16 protein-coding genes are annotated in these 16339 nt (G+C 61.9%); 3 read left to right on the top strand and 13 right to left on the bottom strand.

Going from position 1 to position 16339, the window contains the following annotated elements:
• Positions 1 to 119: 119 nt before the first annotated feature.
• From cysN to KHO49_RS05705, 3 genes are all read right to left on the bottom strand, one after another.
• On the bottom strand, positions 120 to 2018 hold the full coding sequence (gene cysN, locus KHO49_RS05715) for a sulfate adenylyltransferase subunit CysN (protein ID WP_102878383.1): 1899 nt from the start codon (positions 2016 to 2018) through the stop codon (positions 120 to 122).
• Positions 2019 to 2027: 9 nt separating this feature from the next.
• Entirely contained in the window at positions 2028 to 2945 is a 918-nt protein-coding gene (gene cysD, locus KHO49_RS05710) for a sulfate adenylyltransferase subunit CysD (RefSeq protein WP_102861165.1), read from the bottom strand.
• A gap of 235 nt (positions 2946 to 3180) precedes the next feature.
• Entirely contained in the window at positions 3181 to 3939 is a 759-nt protein-coding gene (locus tag KHO49_RS05705) for a Nif3-like dinuclear metal center hexameric protein (protein WP_110596022.1), read from the bottom strand.
• A gap of 102 nt (positions 3940 to 4041) precedes the next feature.
• Between KHO49_RS05705 and algW the strand changes: the two genes are divergently transcribed.
• The 3 genes from algW to KHO49_RS05690 all read left to right on the top strand — a co-directional run bounded on the left by algW (position 4042) and on the right by KHO49_RS05690 (position 8128).
• A complete protein-coding gene (gene algW / locus KHO49_RS05700; protein ID WP_102878381.1) occupies positions 4042 to 5196 on the top strand; it encodes a Do family serine endopeptidase AlgW in 1155 nt (384 codons plus the stop codon).
• Between the two features lie 85 nt (positions 5197 to 5281).
• Positions 5282 to 7387 (top strand): TonB-dependent siderophore receptor, encoded by a 2106-nt coding sequence (locus KHO49_RS05695; protein WP_102878380.1) that lies wholly within the window; start codon positions 5282 to 5284, stop codon positions 7385 to 7387.
• A gap of 12 nt (positions 7388 to 7399) precedes the next feature.
• Positions 7400 to 8128, top strand: coding sequence for a DUF4198 domain-containing protein (locus KHO49_RS05690; RefSeq protein WP_213664740.1), 729 nt, complete (start codon positions 7400 to 7402; stop codon positions 8126 to 8128).
• Positions 8129 to 8210: 82 nt separating this feature from the next.
• On the opposite strand, the gene hisC is transcribed toward KHO49_RS05690, so the two are convergent.
• The 10 genes from hisC to KHO49_RS05640 form a co-directional block, all read right to left on the bottom strand.
• Complete coding sequence (gene hisC, locus KHO49_RS05685) at positions 8211 to 9263, bottom strand: histidinol-phosphate transaminase (protein ID WP_110596057.1); 1053 nt, start codon at positions 9261 to 9263, stop codon at positions 8211 to 8213.
• A gap of 2 nt (positions 9264 to 9265) precedes the next feature.
• A complete protein-coding gene (gene hisD / locus KHO49_RS05680) occupies positions 9266 to 10594 on the bottom strand; it encodes a histidinol dehydrogenase (RefSeq protein WP_047283941.1) in 1329 nt (442 codons plus the stop codon).
• A 154-nt stretch (positions 10595 to 10748) separates the two neighbouring features.
• On the bottom strand, positions 10749 to 11384 hold the full coding sequence (hisG, locus tag KHO49_RS05675) for an ATP phosphoribosyltransferase (RefSeq protein ID WP_016968619.1): 636 nt from the start codon (positions 11382 to 11384) through the stop codon (positions 10749 to 10751).
• A gap of 129 nt (positions 11385 to 11513) precedes the next feature.
• Positions 11514 to 12779: a UDP-N-acetylglucosamine 1-carboxyvinyltransferase gene (gene murA, locus KHO49_RS05670; RefSeq protein ID WP_102861160.1), complete on the bottom strand. Its 1266-nt coding sequence runs from the start codon at positions 12777 to 12779 to the stop codon at positions 11514 to 11516.
• A 22-nt stretch (positions 12780 to 12801) separates the two neighbouring features.
• Complete coding sequence (locus KHO49_RS05665; protein WP_011059280.1) at positions 12802 to 13041, bottom strand: BolA family protein; 240 nt, start codon at positions 13039 to 13041, stop codon at positions 12802 to 12804.
• A gap of 117 nt (positions 13042 to 13158) precedes the next feature.
• The gene (locus KHO49_RS05660) at positions 13159 to 13464 is read right to left on the bottom strand and encodes an STAS domain-containing protein (protein WP_213664739.1); all 306 of its coding nucleotides are present in this window, start codon (positions 13462 to 13464) and stop codon (positions 13159 to 13161) included.
• Entirely contained in the window at positions 13461 to 14114 is a 654-nt protein-coding gene (locus KHO49_RS05655) for an MlaC/ttg2D family ABC transporter substrate-binding protein (protein WP_102861158.1), read from the bottom strand. Before KHO49_RS05655 ends, KHO49_RS05660 begins: the two co-directional genes overlap by 4 nt.
• Positions 14115 to 14125: 11 nt before the next feature.
• Entirely contained in the window at positions 14126 to 14593 is a 468-nt protein-coding gene (gene mlaD / locus KHO49_RS05650; RefSeq protein ID WP_011059277.1) for an outer membrane lipid asymmetry maintenance protein MlaD, read from the bottom strand.
• Positions 14593 to 15390 carry a lipid asymmetry maintenance ABC transporter permease subunit MlaE gene (gene mlaE, locus KHO49_RS05645; RefSeq protein WP_102861157.1) on the bottom strand — a complete coding sequence of 266 codons (798 nt, stop codon included), beginning with the start codon at positions 15388 to 15390 and terminating at the stop codon, positions 14593 to 14595. Before mlaE ends, mlaD begins: the two co-directional genes overlap by 1 nt.
• Positions 15390 to 16199, bottom strand: a complete 810-nt coding sequence (locus KHO49_RS05640) for an ATP-binding cassette domain-containing protein (RefSeq protein ID WP_102861156.1) — start codon at positions 16197 to 16199, stop codon at positions 15390 to 15392. The genes mlaE and KHO49_RS05640 overlap by 1 nt, the downstream gene beginning before the upstream one ends.
• Positions 16200 to 16339 lie beyond the last annotated feature (140 nt).

The raw sequence follows: 16339 nt of genomic DNA, 5'->3' as shown, positions 1-16339 counted from the left end.
GGCCTGTTCGCTGGCAGGCCAGCGCCTGCGTAGCTGCACCGTCCTGGCCGGCTGACGCTATCTGCAGCGCACAAAAAAGCCCGCAGCCGATCACTCGACTGCGGGCTTTTGGCTACGGCTTAGATCGCGCCGCGGCCACGCAACAGGTCCAGCACCTGCTTGACGCTCTCTTCCACCGACAGCGCCTGGGTGTCGATCACCAGATCGGCATTCAGCGGTACGTCATAGGGGAAGGACTCGCCCGGGATGTTGTCCCCAGCGGCAGCGTACAGGCCTTGAGGATCACGCTCGGCACACACCGCAGGCGATGCCTGGACGTAAACCGTCAGCAGACGATCCTTGCCGATCAGGTCCTTGGCCTGCTCGCGCCCTTCGGCACTCGGCGCCACGAACGCGGCCAGGGTCAGCAGGCCAGCTTCGTTGAACTGACGGGCCACGTGAGCCGCACGGCGCCAGTTCTCGGTACGCCCGGCACGATCCTGTGGCAGACCCTTGTTCAGGTCGTGACGCAGGTTCTGACCATCGAGCACATACACCGCACGGCCCATGTCGAACAGCTTGCGCTCCACCGCATAAGCCAGGGTGCTCTTGCCAGCGCCCGACAGGCCGCTGAACAGCACGGTGGCCGGTTGCTGGCCGAAACGCAGGGCACGCTCCTCAGTGGCCACATGGGCCAGCTTGCCGTGATGGGTGACGCTGCCATGGGCCACTGGCTGGGCGATGATCATGCCGGCGCCGACGGTGCCGTTGGTCAAGCGGTCGATAACGATGAAAGCACCGGTGGTGCGGTTGCTTTCGTAGCCATCCAGGGCAATCGGCGCGTCGAGGCTGATCTTGACCTTGCCGATCTCGTTCAGTTGCAGCGCGCTGGCCGCGCCCTCCTCCAGGGTGTTCACATCAACCTTGTGAGTGATGCTGGCAATCGAACCCGGCACGTAGCTGGTGGCGCGCTTGATGTCGTATTTCTTGCCCGGCAGCATCGGCTCTTCGGCCATCCACACCAGCATGGCTTCGAAGCTGTCGGTGACCGGCGGCACGTTGTCGGCATGCACCAGCAGGTCGCCACGGGAGATGTCGATCTCGTCTTCCATGGTCAGGGTCACGGCCTGGCCTGGACCTGCCTGCTCCAGCTCGCCCTCGAAGGTGACGATGGACTTGACCCGGCTGCTCTTGCCCGACGGCAGCACCACGACTTCGTCGCCCTTGTGCACGATGCCGCTGGCCAGGGTGCCGGCAAAACCACGGAAGTTCAGGTTCGGACGGTTGACGTACTGCACCGGGAAACGCAGGTCGGTGAAGTTACGGTCACCCGCCACTTCCACAGTCTCGAGAATTTCCATCAGCGACTGGCCGGTGTACCAGGGCGAACGCTCGCTCTTGTTCACCACGTTGTCGCCCTTGAGGGCCGACATTGGCACGAAGTGCAGGCTGGTGGGCTGGATCTTCAAACCCTGGGCAAACTTCAGGTAGTCGGCCTTGATCGACTCGAACACGCCCTGGTCGAAGTCCTTGAGGTCCATCTTGTTGATGGCCACGACGATGTGCTTGATGCCCAGCAGGGAGGCGATGAAGCTGTGACGACGGGTCTGGGTCTGCACACCGTAGCGGGCGTCCACCAGTATGATCGCCAGGTCACAGGTGGAAGCACCGGTGGCCATGTTGCGGGTGTACTGCTCATGGCCGGGGGTGTCGGCGATGATGAACTTGCGCTTGGCGGTGGAGAAATAACGATAGGCGACATCGATGGTGATGCCCTGCTCGCGCTCGGCCTGCAAGCCATCGACCAGCAACGCCAGGTCGATGTCGTCACCGGTGGTGCCGACCTTCTTCGAATCCCGGGTGATGGCTTCCAGATGGTCTTCGTAGATCATCTTCGAGTCGTGCAGCAGACGCCCGATCAGGGTGCTCTTGCCGTCGTCGACGTTACCGCAGGTGAGAAAGCGCAGCAGCTCTTTGCGTTCGTGCTGGCCCAGGTAAGCGAGGATGTCCTCGCTGATCAAATCAGATTGATGCGACATGACAGCCCCTTAGAAATAACCCTGACGTTTTTTATCTTCCATCGAGCCGGCGCCATCGTGGTCGATGACCCGACCCTGGCGCTCGGAAGTTCGCGTCAGGAGCATTTCCTGGATGATGTCCGTCAGGCTCTCGGCCTCGGACTCCACCGCGCCCGTCAACGGGTAGCAGCCAAGGGTACGGAAACGCACTTTCTTCTTGACGATGCGGGCTTTCTCTTCATCGGACAGATGCTCGAGGATGCGCTGGTCATCGATCATGATCAGGGTGCCGTTCTTCTCGATCACTTCACGTTCGGCGGCGAAGTACAGCGGCACGATCGGGATGCCTTCCAGGTAGATGTACTGCCAGATGTCCAGCTCGGTCCAGTTGGACAGCGGGAACACGCGGATCGACTCGCCCTTGTTGACCTTGCCGTTGTAGACGTTCCACAGCTCGGGGCGCTGGTTCTTCGGATCCCAGCGGTGCTTGCTGTCGCGGAACGAGTAGACGCGCTCCTTGGCGCGGGACTTCTCTTCATCGCGACGGGCACCGCCGAATGCGGCGTCGAAACCGTACTTGTCCAGAGCCTGCTTGAGGCCCTCGGTCTTCATGATGTCGGTGTGCTTGGCACTGCCGTGGGTGAACGGGTTGATGCCCTGGGCCACGCCATCCGGGTTGACGTGGGTGATCAGGTCCAGCCCCAGCTCCTCGACCATGCGATCGCGGAACTTGTACATTTCCTGGAATTTCCACTGGGTATCGACGTGCATCACCGGGAACGGCAGCTTGCCGGGGAAGAACGCCTTGCGGGCCAGATGCAACATCACGGCGGAGTCTTTACCGATGGAGTACAGCATCACCGGGTTGTCGAACTCGGCGGCCACCTCGCGGATGATGTGGATGCTTTCCGCCTCCAGCTGTTTCAGATGCGTCAGTTTGTCGACCATGGCTACTCACGAAAGCTTTCTTATGGACGGCCAGCGGGCCGTGTTCGAGCGGGGCATGCTAGCACAGCGACCTGCTTCTAATCAGGACGCCAACTAGAACGAAACGGTATATGAATATACCGCTCCGTTAGCCCCCAAACGCCCCTCTGTAGGAGCTGGCTTGCCAGCGAAGGCGCTTGCAAGCGCACCTCAGGGCTGAAGATCTTTTTGCCGGCAAGCCGGCTCCTGCACGGGGTCAGATCGGGTTGGGGCAGTCGATGAACAGGTGCTCTAGGGCGAAGCGCCGGGCCAGGTAGTCGCCCAGGGCCTGGACGCCATAACGCTCGGTGGCGTGGTGACCGGCAGCAATGAAGCTGATGTCGTTTTCCCGGGCGCTGTGGAAGGTCTGTTCCGAAGCCTCACCACTCAGGTACAGGTCAACGCCGGCCTGGACCGCCTGGTCGATGTAGCCCTGGCCGCCGCCGGTGCACCAGCCGACCCGGCGGATCATCTCGCTGCCTTCGATCAGCAAGGGTTCGCGGCCCATCACTTCTTGCACCCGCCGGGCAAAGTCCCGCGCCGTCATGGGTTCGCTGAGGGAACCGACCAGACCGACGACCTTGGGGTTCTCCGGGTCCAATGGGCCTTCCACGGTGATATCCAACTGCCGGGCCAACTGCACGTTGTTGCCCACCTCCGGGTGCAGGTCCAGGGGCAGGTGATAGGCCAAGAGGCTGATGTCGTGCCTGAGCAGGGTTTTCAACCTACGCTGCTTCATTCCGGTGATGCAGGGGTTCTCGCCTTTCCAGAAGTAGCCGTGATGCACCAGCACCAGATCGGCCTTGGCCTCCACGGCTGCGTCCAGCAACGCCTGGCTGGCGGTCACGCCACTGACGATGCGCATCACCTGCGGGCGTCCTTCGACTTGCAAGCCATTGGGGCAATAGTCGGCGATGCGTGAACTGCCCAGGTAGCGGTCCGCTTCTTCCACCAGTGTGCTCAGGGCAACGGCCATAAAAGACTCCTAAATATCCCGTTCAGAGGCGCGCGCGGCCTCGTATAATGCGCGACATTATGGGCCGTGCGCAGCCCTTCGTAACCACCCAGGACTTGCTCAATGCTCAAGGCTCTGCGTTTTTTTGGCTGGCCGCTACTGGCCGGCGTGCTTATCGCGTTGTTGATTATTCAGCGTTATCCGCAATGGGTCGGGCTACCCAGCCTGGACGTCAACCTGCAGCAAGCTCCGCAAACCACCAGCACCCAGCAGGGGCCAGTCTCCTACGCCGATGCGGTACTGATTGCCGCGCCCGCGGTGGTCAACCTGTACACCACCAAAGTGATCAACAAACCCGCGCATCCGCTGTTTGAAGACCCGCAGTTCCGGCGTTTCTTCGGCGACAACCTGCCCAAGCAGCAGCGCATGGAGTCAAGCCTGGGTTCCGGGGTGATCATGAGCCCCGAAGGCTACCTGCTGACCAACAACCACGTGACTTCCGGCGCCGAGCAGATCGTGGTGGCGCTCAAGGATGGCCGTGAAACCCTGGCAAGGGTCATCGGCAGCGATCCGGAAACCGATCTGGCGGTACTCAAGATCGACTTGAAAAAACTGCCTTCGATCACCGTCGGCCGCTCGGAAAACGTCCGTGTCGGTGACGTCGCCCTGGCCATCGGCAACCCGTTCGGGGTCGGCCAGACCGTGACCATGGGCATCATCAGCGCCACCGGGCGCAACCAGCTGGGCCTGAACAACTACGAAGACTTCATCCAGACCGATGCCGCGATCAACCCAGGCAACTCTGGTGGTGCACTGGTAGACGCCAACGGCAACCTGACCGGGATCAACACCGCCATCTTCTCCAAGTCCGGCGGTTCCCAGGGCATCGGCTTCGCGATCCCGATCAAACTGGCCATGGAGGTGATGAAATCGATCATCGAGCATGGCCAGGTGATCCGTGGCTGGCTGGGCATCGAAGTGCAGCCGCTGACCCAGGAGCTGGCAGAGTCCTTCGGCCTGGCCGGGCGGCCTGGAATAGTGGTGGCCGGGATCTTCCGCGACGGTCCGGCGCAGAAGGCCGGTATGCAGCTGGGTGATGTGATCCTCAGCATCGACGGCGAACCCGCCGGCGATGGTCGTCGTTCGATGAATCAGGTAGCGCGGATCAAGCCGACGGACAAAGTCTCGATCCAGGTCATGCGCAACGGCAAGGAACTCAAGCTGACCGCAGAAATCGGCCTGCGTCCGCCGCCCGCACCGGTCAAAGAAGAAGAGTGAATGTGCGCCCGGCCATGCCGGGCTAACAACATACATTCTCATCAGTCATGTTATATTGTTTCAATATTGCTATTGGAACAGCCCGATGACGTCCCGAAAAATCCTCCCCTTGGCAGGCCTGACCCTAGGCCTGCTGGCAGACCCGCTGCTTGCCGAAGAACCGCAGTCGCTGGAACTTGAAACCACCCGCATCACCACCGAATACGAGTCTGCCAGCGGCCCGGTCAAAGGTTACCGGGCCACTCGCTCGGCCAGCGCCACCAAGACTGACACGGCAATCCGCGATATCCCGCAGTCCATCAGCGTGATCCCCGCCAGCGTGCTCAAGGACCTGGGCAGCAGTAACGTCGAGCGGGCCCTGGAGTTCGCCGGCGGAGTCTCCAAGCAGAACAACTTCGGCGGCCTGACCCTGTATGAATACAGCGTGCGCGGCTTCACCACCTCGGAGTTCTACAAGGACGGTTTCAGCGCCAATCGCGGTTATCCCAGCACCCCGGATGCGGCCAATATCGAGCGCATCGAAGTGCTCAAGGGACCGGCGGCCAGCCTTTATGGCCGGGGCGATCCCGGCGGTACGGTGAACATCGTCACCAAGAAACCTCAGCCCGAAGCCTTCGCCACCCTGCAGACCAGCGCCGGCAGCTGGGACCGCTACCGCACCGCCCTGGACCTCAACACCCCGCTGGATGACCAGGGCAACCTGCTGTCCCGGGTCAACCTGGCGGTGGAGGACAACCACAGCTTCCGCGACCATGTGGACAGCCGCCGGTTGTTCGTCGCCCCTTCCTTCAGTTGGCAGCTGAACCCGGACACCAGCCTGCTGGTGGAGAGCGAGTTCGTGCGCCACAGCTCGACCTTCGACCGCGGCATCGTCGCGCCCAACAATCGCTGGAGCGGCGTCTCGCGCTCGACCTTCCTCGGTGAACCCAACGACGGCAACATCGACAACCACAACACCATGCTCCAGGCCGCCCTGGAACATCACCTCAACGACAGCTGGAAGCTGCGCCTGGCCAGCCACTACAAGGAAGGCAAGTTGTGGGGCTTCGCCTCGGAAACCCGCCCGCTGAATGCCGACCAGCACACCGTCAACCGGCGCTATCGCGAGCGCGACAACAACTGGCACGACAGCATCACCCAACTGGAACTGCGCGGCCTGTTCGACATCGGCAGTTGGCAGCACGAGTTGCTGATCGGCAGCGAATACGAGAACTACCGCAAGAACGAGCGGGTCACCACCATCGCCGGCGGCGCCTACGCTGTCGACATCTACGACCCGATCTACGGCCAGGCCAAGCCCAACGGCAAACGTTCCGGCACGGACTTTTTCGAACATGTCGAAAGCCAGGCCCTCAACCTGCAGGACCAGATTGTCTTCAACGACCGCCTGCGCGGCATGCTCGGCGCCCGCTTCGAACATTTCGAGCAACGGATCGACGACCACACCACCGGCAAGCGCAGCCGCCAGAGCCACGACGCCCTGACCCAGCGCGCCGGCCTGCTGTATCAACTGACTCCGCAGTTGGGGCTGTTCGCCAACGCCTCCACCTCGTTCAAGCCCAACAACGGACTGGATGCGGCCGGCAAGACCTTCAAGCCCGAGGAAGGGGTCGGTTATGAAGTGGGGATCAAGAGCGAGCTGTTCGACGAACGCCTGAGCGCCACCCTCGCCGCCTTCCATATCGACAAGGAAAACGTCCTGGCCCTGGACCCCGGCACCGACTCCAGCCGCGCTGTGGGCAAAGCCCGCAGCCAGGGCTTCGACGTGCAAGTGACCGGCCAGTTGACCGATGCGGTGCGGGTGATTGGTGCCTATGCGCTGATCGATGCCGAGGTCACCAAGGGCGATCGGGCGATCCCCGCCGGCAGTCGCATACTCGGCGTGGCCAAGCACAGTGGCAGCCTGTTGGGCGTCTATGAGTTCCAGGACGGACGACTCAAAGGCTCGGACGTCGGCGCCGCCCTGACCTACGTCGGCGATCGCTCGGGCGAGGCCGGAGGCCGCTTCGAGTTGCCCGCCTACCGCACCCTGGACCTGCTGGCCCACTACAAGGCCAGCGACAACCTGACCCTGGGCCTGAACCTGAACAACCTGTTCGACGAGAAGTACTACGAGCGCTCCTACAGCAACTACTGGGTCAACCCCGGCGAGCCGCGCAACTTCACCGTCAGCCTGACACTCAACCTGTAGCCGGAAATCGCCATGCACAACCTCAAATCAATCGCCCTGCTGGGCCTGCTCGCCACCCTGGGTACAACCCAGGCCTCGGCCCACGGTCTGTGGACCGAACAGCGCCGCGGCAATATCGAAGTGATCTACGGCCACGGCGCCGAAGACGACGCCTTCAAGGCCAAGAAGGTCAGTGGTGCCTGGGCCTACGACGCCGCAGCCAGAATGATTCCGGTGAGCGTGCAACGCCTGGCCGACCACGCGCGCCTGCAACCACTCAAGCCACCGGCGGTGCTGGCCGTGGCGCTGGACAACGGTCCGTGGTCGCAAACGGCGGACAAACGCTGGGTCAACCAGGGGCGCAGCAAAGTCCCGGGGGCCATCGCCTCGACCCACACCTTCAAGTACAGCCTGGCGATCTATCAAGCGGGGGCGAAGCTGCCCAAGCTGGAACAGCTCAAGCTGCTGATCCTGCCGGAAGTCGACCCGCTGACCGTGGGCCAGGGCAACAGCCTGCCGGTGCGGGTACTGCTGGATGGGCAGCCCGTGGCTGGGGTCAAGTTGATCGGCGATTACCGCAATGCACCGAGCACCCTGAGCACCGAAACCGATGCCCAGGGACGCGCTCAAGTGTTGGTGAGAAATGAAGGCTTGAACGTGATTGCCGCAGAGCTTGAAGTGCCGCTCAAGGACGATCCGGATGTGGCTTCACGCGGCCTGTTCAGCTCCCTGACCTTCCTCGGCGAGCCGCACCACGAGTGAGAGCAGCCGGGGGCTGCAGCTACAAGCGGCAAGCTTGTAGCTGCAAGCGAGAGGCTCCAAGCATTGGCTCTGGGCTTCTAACTTAAAGCTGCCCCAATCCGTCGATCAGCGCCTGGTTCTGCTCCGGCGTGCCGATGCTGATGCGCAGGAATTGGGCGATACGTTCCTGCTTGAAGTGACGCACTATCACCCCTTGCTCACGCAGCTTGGCCGCCAGGCCGGCTGCGTCGTGCTGGGGGTGGCGGGCAAAGATGAAGTTGGCCGCCGACGGCAATACTTCAAAACCCTTGGCCTGCAACTGCGCCACCACCCACTCACGACTGTCGATCACCCGTTGGCAGGTCTTGGCAAAGTACTCGCGGTCCTCGAAGGCCGCCGCTGCACCCACAATGGCCAGGCGATCCAGAGGGTAGGAGTTGAAGCTGTTCTTGATCCGCTCCAGGGCCTCGATCAGGTCCGGATGCCCCACCGCCAGGCCCACCCGCAGGCCGGCCAGAGAGCGCGACTTGGACAGAGTCTGGGTCACCAGCAGGTTGGGGTAGCGGTCCACCAGACTGATGGCAGTCTGGCCACCGAAGTCGATATAGGCTTCGTCCACGACCACCACCGAATCCGGGCTGGCCTGGAGGATCTGCTCCACCGCGTCCAGGGCCAGCAAGCAGCCGGTGGGCGCATTCGGGTTGGGGAAGATGATCCCGCCGTTGGGCTGGGCGTAGTCGGCCACACGGATCTGGAACTGTTCATCCAGGGGCACCGCCTGGTAGTCGATGCCGTACAGGCCGCAGTACACCGGGTAGAAGCTGTAGCTGATGTCCGGGAACAGCAGCGGCTTATCCTGCTGCAGCAGGCCATGGAAAATGTGCGCCAGGACTTCGTCGGAACCGTTGCCGAGGAATACCTGATTGCCCTGCACCCCGTAATAGCGGGCCACCGCCTGCTTGAGCAGGTCGCTGTTGGGGTCGGGATACAGGCGCAGGTTGTCATTGAGCTCGGCCTGCATCGCCGCCAGGGCCTTGGGCGACGGGCCATAGGGGTTTTCGTTGGTGTTGAGCTTGACCAGCTTGGTCAGCTTGGGTTGTTCGCCCGGCACGTAGGGCACCAGGTTCTTGACGAACGGACTCCAGAATTTGCTCATGTTCATTGCCCCTGATCTTGGTCGTCGACGATGCGGTATTCGGCGCTGCGGGCGTGGGCGGTCAGCGACTCGCCACGGGCCAGCACCGAGGCGGTCCGCCCCAGCTCGGACGCGCCCTGCTCGGAGCAGAAAATGATCGACGAGCGTTTCTGGAAGTCATACACCCCCAGCGGTGAGGAGAAACGCGCAGTACCGGACGTCGGCAGCACGTGGTTCGGCCCGGCGCAGTAATCGCCCAGCGCCTCGGAGGTGTGACGGCCCATGAAGATCGCCCCGGCGTGGCGGATCTGCGGCAGCCAGGCTTGCGGGTCGGCCACCGACAACTCCAGGTGCTCGGGGGCAATGCGGTTGGCCACGTCCATGGCTTGCTGCATGTCGCGAACCTGGATCAGCGCGCCACGGCCGTTGATCGAGGTGTTGATGATTTCTGCGCGCTCCATGGTCGGCAGCAGCTTGGCGATGCTCGCCGCCACCTTGTCGAGGAACTCGGCGTCCGGGCTGACCAGGATTGCCTGGGCGTCTTCGTCGTGCTCAGCCTGGGAAAACAGGTCCATGGCGATCCAGTCCGGATCGGTCTGGCCGTCACAGACCACAAGGATCTCCGAAGGACCGGCGATCATGTCGATCCCGACCTGGCCAAACACGTGGCGCTTGGCGGTGGCCACATAGATGTTGCCTGGGCCGACCACCTTGTCCACCTGGGGCACGCTTTCGGTGCCGTAGGCCAGCGCGGCCACGGCCTGGGCGCCACCGATGGTGAACACCCGGTCAACCCCGGCGATGCAGGCAGCGGCCAGTACCAGCTCGTTGACTTCACCACGGGGGGTCGGCACCACCATCACCACCTCGGTCACGCCCGCCACCTTGGCCGGGATCGCGTTCATCAGCACCGATGACGGGTAAGACGCCTTGCCCCCCGGCACGTATAGGCCGGCGCGGTCCAGCGGCGTAACCTTCTGGCCCAGCACCGTGCCGTCGGCTTCGGTGTAGCTCCAGGAGTCCTGCTTCTGCTTCTCGTGGTAGCTGCGCACCCGCGCCGCGGCCTTTTCCAGGGCTTCGCGCTGGGCCACGGTGATTCGGGTCAAGGCCAGTTCCAAGCGCTCGCGCGGCAGGATCAGGTCGGCCATGGAGGCCACTTGCAGGCCGTCGAAACGCTGGGTGAACTCCACCAGCGCCGCATCGCCGCGCTCGCGCACGGCCTTGATGATGTCCAGCACCCGCTGATTGACCGAATCGTCAGAGACACTTTCCCAGCTCAGCAGATGATCCAGATGACGGGCGAAATCCGGGTCGGCAGCGTTGAGTCGGCGAATTGCAGTCGGAGCGGTCATAGCGAAGGCCTCAATGATTGGCGAGTGCACAAAAGGGCAAGCTTGGATTTGCAAAGCTCAGGCGCCGCAAGACTACCAAGCCATCCGCGTGGGCACCTGAGCATTCTGGCTATGACGCGGATAGATGGGCGCGGCTCAAGGCCACGCATGTGAATCAGCCGCGGTGTCGCGATTCCACTGCCTTGCGCAGGGTATCGATCAACGCCTGGATACGGGCGTGCTGCATCTTCATCGATGCCTTGTTGACCACCAGGCGGGAGCTGATGGTGGCGATCAGTTCCTGGGGCTCCAGACCGTTGGCCCGCAGGGTGTTGCCGGTGTCGACCACGTCGATGATCTTGTCCGCCAGACCGATCAGCGGCGCCAGTTCCATCGAGCCGTAAAGCTTGATGATGTCGACCTGACGGCCCTGCTCGGCGTAATAACGCTTGGCGACGTTGACGAACTTGGTGGCCACACGCAGGCGCCCCTTGGGTTCGACGGCGCCAATCGCACCGGCGGTCATCAGCTTGCACTGGGCAATCTGCAGGTCCAGCGGTTCGTAAAGGCCTTGGCCGGAGTACTCCATCAGGACGTCCTTGCCGGCCACCCCGAGGTCGGCGGCGCCATGCTCGACATAGGTCGGTACGTCAGTGGCACGCACGATCAGCAGGCGAACGTCGTCCTGGGTCGTGGGGATGATCAGTTTGCGGCTCTTGTCCGGATTCTCGGTTGGCACGATGCCCGCTTCAGCCAGAAGCGGCAGCGTGTCGTCGAGGATACGGCCCTTGGACAGTGCGATGGTCAACATGAGTAACGTAAGTCCTTATGCGGCGACTGATGCCCGGACGCAAACGGCGCCAGACATGCGTCGAGCCTGAAGACAGGCTCGACGTGGAACTGATTCAGCGTTGGGCACCTCCCTGTGCCCGTCATGCAACTAGCCCGGTACGCGGCGGATCTTGGCGCCGAGCATCTGCAGCTTCTCTTCGATGCACTCGTAACCACGGTCGATGTGGTAGATGCGGTCGATCAGGGTGTCGCCTTCGGCCATCAGGGCCGAGATCACCAGGCTGGCCGAGGCCCGCAGGTCGGTGGCCATGACTGGCGCGCCCTTGAGGATCTCGGTGCCGGTAACGATCGCGGTGTTGCCTTCGACCTGGATCTTGGCGCCCATGCGGTGCAGCTCGTACACGTGCATGAAGCGGTTTTCGAAGATGGTCTCGATGACCGCGCCCGTGCCTTCGGCAATCGCGTTCAGGGAAATGAACTGCGCTTGCATGTCGGTCGGGAACGCCGGGTACGGAGCAGTACGCACGTTGACCGCCTTGGGGCGCTTGCCATGCATGTTGAGCTCGATCCAGTCGCTGCCGGTGGTGACTTCGGCGCCCGCTTCCTTGAGTTTTTCCAGAACGGCTTCAAGGATGGTCGGATCGGTGTCCTTGACCTTGACCCGGCCGCCGGTGACGGCTGCGGCCACCAGGTAGGTACCGGTTTCGATACGGTCAGGCATCACTTTGTAGATCGCCGAATGCAGACGCTCGACGCCATCGATGGTGATGGTGTCGGTGCCAGCACCGGAAATCTTCGCACCCATGGCGATCAGGAAGTTCGCCAGGTCGACGACTTCAGGTTCGCGGGCGGCGTTCTGCAGCACGCTGCGGCCCTTGGCCAGGGCAGCGGCCATCATGATGTTCTCGGTACCGGTCACACTCACGGTATCGAAGAAGAAGTTGGCACCACGCAGGCCGCCTTCAGGCGCCTTGGCCTTGATGTAGCCGCCCTCGACATCGATCACCGCGCCCATGGCTTCCAGGCCGCGAATGTGCAGGTCCACTGGACGCGAACCGATGGCGCAACCGCCTGGCAGGGCCACTTCGGCTTCGCCGAAACGGGCGACCATCGGGCCCAGTACCAGGATCGAGGCGCGCATGGTTTTCACCAGCTCGTACGGCGCCACCAGGGTCTTGATGGTGCGTGGATCGATTTCGACGCTCAGTTTCTCGTCGATCACCGGCTCGATGCCCATGCGACCGAACAGTTCGATCATGGTGGTGATGTCGTGCAGGTGCGGGAGGTTGGCCACGGTGACCGGGCCATCGCACAGCAGGGTTGCTGCCAGAATCGGCAGCGCGGAGTTCTTGGCCCCGGAAATGCGGATCTCGCCATCAAGGCGAACGCCGCCGGTAATAATCAATTTATCCATAACAGTCTCGACGCCCTTGGGCTCAGGTGCGCTCGGCCCAGGCCGCGCGGCTGAAAAATTTCATAGTGATCGCGTGGATGCTGCCATCGGCAATCCATGGATTCAAATGGGCATAGATGCTCTGCTGACGCTTCACCGGGCTCAAGGCCGACAGTTCGTCGCTAATCACGTTCAGCTGAAAGTTGCAGCCTTCGCCCTCAACTTCTACCTGAGCTCCGGGCAGCTTTCCCTCAAGAAAGCTCTTCACTTCGTTGGCCTGCATGCTCAACCTCAATCGGCGCCCTGTGCGCGCGGGTCGGACATCATACAAAAAAGCCCCGCGCCTGCGAACCCCGCATAGCAGGACTCTGACGGGGGGCTTCTATATAGATGTGGGTTATTACGGATGGAGAAGGATCTCGGTGACCCCGGATACTTCGGCAATTTCTCGCATGTCTTCGGGCAAGGCACGAACACTCACTGCCTTGCCCAGGTCCTGGGCATCACGCATGAAGGCCAGCAGCAGGGCCAGGCCGACACTGCTGGACTTTTCCACCGCCGAGCAATCCAGCACCAACGCCGCAGCGCTGCTCGACTTGATCAATGCCTGGCCCTGCTTGCGCAGACCCGGGCCGCTGCGGTGATCCAGCACACCGCTGATCAGCAACTCCCCGGCGTCCCCGAGGCGTACGGCGGACTCGCTCATTGCGCAACCTTATCTGCGGCGTCTTCGGTCACTTCCTTGGCCTTGGCCACTTCGCCGGCCCAGCCGTCGATGGTCTTGTCCAGGTTGTTGCCGTTACGCTGCATGGCATCGGCGAACTGATCACGGAACAGTTTGCCGATATTGATGCCGTTGATAATCACGTTACGCACTTTCCACTCGTCGTTGATCTTCTCCAGGGTGTAGGACACCGGGTAGATCGCGCCGTTGTTGCCTTTGACCTGCATATCCACGCTGGTACGGGTACCGCTTTCATCCTTGGCCGGAGAAACAGTGATGCCCTGGTTGTTGTACTCCAGCAAGGCATTGCCATAGAACTGCATCAGGCTGCGCTTGAAGTTTTCCTGGAAGCGCGCCATCTGCTCCGGGGTGGCCTTGCGCGAATACTTCACGGTCATGATGCTGCGGGAGATGCCATCGGCGTCCACCACCGGACCGACAATACCGTTCAAGGCGTTGTAGAAGTCGTTCGGGCTTTGCTTGTACTTCTCTTTATTGGCCGCCAGATCCGCCAGCAGACGGGTGGTCGTGTCCTGCACCAGATCATGCGCGGAAGGCGTGCTTGCCGCATTGGCCAGCAACGGCAGGGCCGCCAGCAGGACCAACAAGCCACGTCGCAAGATAGAGATCATCGAAAAACTCCTCATTTGGCGTCTTTGCTAACGGTATTGAGCAGGAATTTACCGATCAGGTCCTCCAGTACCAGCGACGACTGGGTGTCGTGGATGGTTCCACCATCCTTGAGCAAGGCTTCTTCCCCGCCCACGCTGATACCGATGTACTTCTCACCCAACAGGCCAGCCGTCAGGATAGATGCAGTGGAGTCGGTCGGCAGATTATCCACACGCTTTTCCAGTTGCATCGTCACCCGGCCGGTGAAGCTGTCACGGTCCAGATCGATCGCTGTAACCTTGCCGATGGTCACACCGGCCATGGTCACCTTAGCTCTGACCGTCAAACCGGCGATATTGTCGAAGTAGGCGTAAAGTTTATAGGTATCGGTGCTCGCAGTCGGAGACAAGCCACTGACCCGCAGGGCAAGCAACAGCAAAGCCAGGATGCCGGCCAGCAGAAAAAGGCCGACACCGATTTCCAGGGTGCGGTTTTGCATCAGAAATCTCCAAACATCAAGGCGGTCAGAATAAAGTCCAAGCCGAGTACGGCCAACGAGGCATACACCACGGTCTTGGTAGTGGCACGGCTGATCCCTTCTGAAGTGGGCTCACAGTCGTAGCCTTGGAATACGGCGATCCAGGTCACTACAAACGCAAAAACAATACTTTTGATCACACCGTTGAGCACGTCACCGGTGAAGGTCACGCTGTTCTGCATGTTCGCCCAGTAGGAACCGTCATAGACGCCCAGCCAGTCGACAGCCACCCAGGAACCGCCCCAGATTCCCACCACGCTGAAAATCATCGCCAGCAACGGCAGGGAAATGAAGCCGGCCCACAGGCGCGGCGCAATGATGTACTTGAGTGGATCGACCCCGATCATCTCCAGGCTGGAGAGTTGCTCGGTGGACTTCATGTTGCCGATTTCCGCGGTCAGCGCCGACCCGGCACGACCGGCGAACAGCAACGCAGTCACCACCGGGCCCAACTCCCGCAGCAAGGTCAGGGCAACCATTTGCCCGACGGCCTGCTCCGAACCGTAGCTGGACAGAATGTTGAAACCCTGCAGCGCCAGCACCATGCCGATGAAGATCCCGGACACGACGATGATCACCAGGGACATCACGCCCACCGAATGCAGTTGCTTGACCAGCAGGCCAAAACTGCCGCCAATGCCGCCGCGCCCCAGCAACGCATGAAACAGAAACAGCGTGGAGCGCCCCAGTACCGCCAGGACATCGATGCCTGAGCGACCGAAGAGGCGAACCCTCTCGATTAGCGATATTTTGCGCATCAGCGCTTCCCCAGAAGATCTGCGCGGTAGTCCGTCGCTGGAAAGTGAAACGGCACTGGGCCGTCGGGATCGCCCTTCATGAATTGACGGATACGCGGATTGTCGGAGTCCATCAGTTCGTCAGGAGTTCCCTGCCCCAATACCTGGCCATCGCCGACCACATAGAGGTAATCGGCAATGCTCGCGGTTTCCGCAAGATCGTGGGACACCACGATGCTGGTAATGCCCAGGGCATCGTTGAGCAGGCGAATCAAGCGCACCAGGACGCCCATGGCAATCGGGTCCTGGCCCACGAAAGGCTCGTCGTACATGAGAATCTGCGGGTCCAGGGCGATGGCCCGGGCCAGGGCGACCCGACGCTTCATGCCACCGGACAGCTCGTCGGGCATCAGATCGACGGCACCGCGCAGGCCCACCGCCTGTAGCTTGAGCAGCACGATGTCACGAATCATTTCGTCCGGCAGCTCGGTATGTACCCGCAGCGGAAAGGCCACGTTCTCGAACACGTCCAGATCGGTGAACAGCGCGCCGCTCTGGAACAGAACGCCCATTTGCTTGCGTGCATCGAACAGATCGCTGCGCGAGAGGGTCGGCAGATTCTGGCCGTTGACCCACACTTCGCCGCTGCTGGGCCGCAATTGCATGCCCATCAAGCGCAACAGGGTGGTTTTTCCGCAGCCTGAAGGCCCCATGATGCCGGTGACCTTGCCCCGCGGAATACGGATATCCACGTTATTGAAAATGCTGCGCGTACCGCGCTTGAAGGACAGTCCCTTCAGCTCGACCGCGTAGGCGTTATCGGCACTCATCTAAACTCCTTGCGATGCAGCCTATCACTCGGACGCTTGGCTCCCTGCCGGGAGTACGTGCCCCTGGGCAGGCCGAACTGGCGGCGAACTATATCACTGCTGATACTGAGCCCCCAAGGCCGAAGCCGTGAACGTTCAGG

It is taken from the genome of Pseudomonas sp. RC4D1 (assembly GCF_018390395.1).
GTDB classification, from domain to species: Bacteria; Pseudomonadota; Gammaproteobacteria; order Pseudomonadales; family Pseudomonadaceae; genus Aquipseudomonas; species Aquipseudomonas danubii.
Note: the sequence above shows the minus strand (reverse complement) of the source record. Positions and strands in the feature narration are given on the sequence as shown.

What these genes read in the sequence shown, in the direction of transcription:
- algW (WP_102878381.1), top strand. Translation starts at nt 4,042, where the DNA reads ATGCTCAAGGCTCTGCGTTTTTTTGGCTGGCCGCTACTGGCCGGCGTG.
- hisG (WP_016968619.1), bottom strand. Translation starts at nt 11,384, where the DNA reads ATGTTGACCATCGCACTGTCCAAGGGCCGTATCCTCGACGACACGCTG.
- murA (WP_102861160.1), bottom strand. Translation starts at nt 12,779, where the DNA reads ATGGATAAATTGATTATTACCGGCGGCGTTCGCCTTGATGGCGAGATC.
- mlaE (WP_102861157.1), bottom strand. Translation starts at nt 15,390, where the DNA reads ATGCGCAAAATATCGCTAATCGAGAGGGTTCGCCTCTTCGGTCGCTCA.
- KHO49_RS05690 (WP_213664740.1), top strand. Translation starts at nt 7,400, where the DNA reads ATGCACAACCTCAAATCAATCGCCCTGCTGGGCCTGCTCGCCACCCTG.
- KHO49_RS05705 (WP_110596022.1), bottom strand. Translation starts at nt 3,939, where the DNA reads ATGGCCGTTGCCCTGAGCACACTGGTGGAAGAAGCGGACCGCTACCTG.
- KHO49_RS05660 (WP_213664739.1), bottom strand. Translation starts at nt 13,464, where the DNA reads ATGAGCGAGTCCGCCGTACGCCTCGGGGACGCCGGGGAGTTGCTGATC.
- hisD (WP_047283941.1), bottom strand. Translation starts at nt 10,594, where the DNA reads ATGACCGCTCCGACTGCAATTCGCCGACTCAACGCTGCCGACCCGGAT.
- KHO49_RS05640 (WP_102861156.1), bottom strand. Translation starts at nt 16,199, where the DNA reads ATGAGTGCCGATAACGCCTACGCGGTCGAGCTGAAGGGACTGTCCTTC.
- KHO49_RS05655 (WP_102861158.1), bottom strand. Translation starts at nt 14,114, where the DNA reads ATGATCTCTATCTTGCGACGTGGCTTGTTGGTCCTGCTGGCGGCCCTG.
- KHO49_RS05695 (WP_102878380.1), top strand. Translation starts at nt 5,282, where the DNA reads ATGACGTCCCGAAAAATCCTCCCCTTGGCAGGCCTGACCCTAGGCCTG.
- cysN (WP_102878383.1), bottom strand. Translation starts at nt 2,018, where the DNA reads ATGTCGCATCAATCTGATTTGATCAGCGAGGACATCCTCGCTTACCTG.
- mlaD (WP_011059277.1), bottom strand. Translation starts at nt 14,593, where the DNA reads ATGCAAAACCGCACCCTGGAAATCGGTGTCGGCCTTTTTCTGCTGGCC.
- cysD (WP_102861165.1), bottom strand. Translation starts at nt 2,945, where the DNA reads ATGGTCGACAAACTGACGCATCTGAAACAGCTGGAGGCGGAAAGCATC.
- hisC (WP_110596057.1), bottom strand. Translation starts at nt 9,263, where the DNA reads ATGAGCAAATTCTGGAGTCCGTTCGTCAAGAACCTGGTGCCCTACGTG.
- KHO49_RS05665 (WP_011059280.1), bottom strand. Translation starts at nt 13,041, where the DNA reads ATGCAGGCCAACGAAGTGAAGAGCTTTCTTGAGGGAAAGCTGCCCGGA.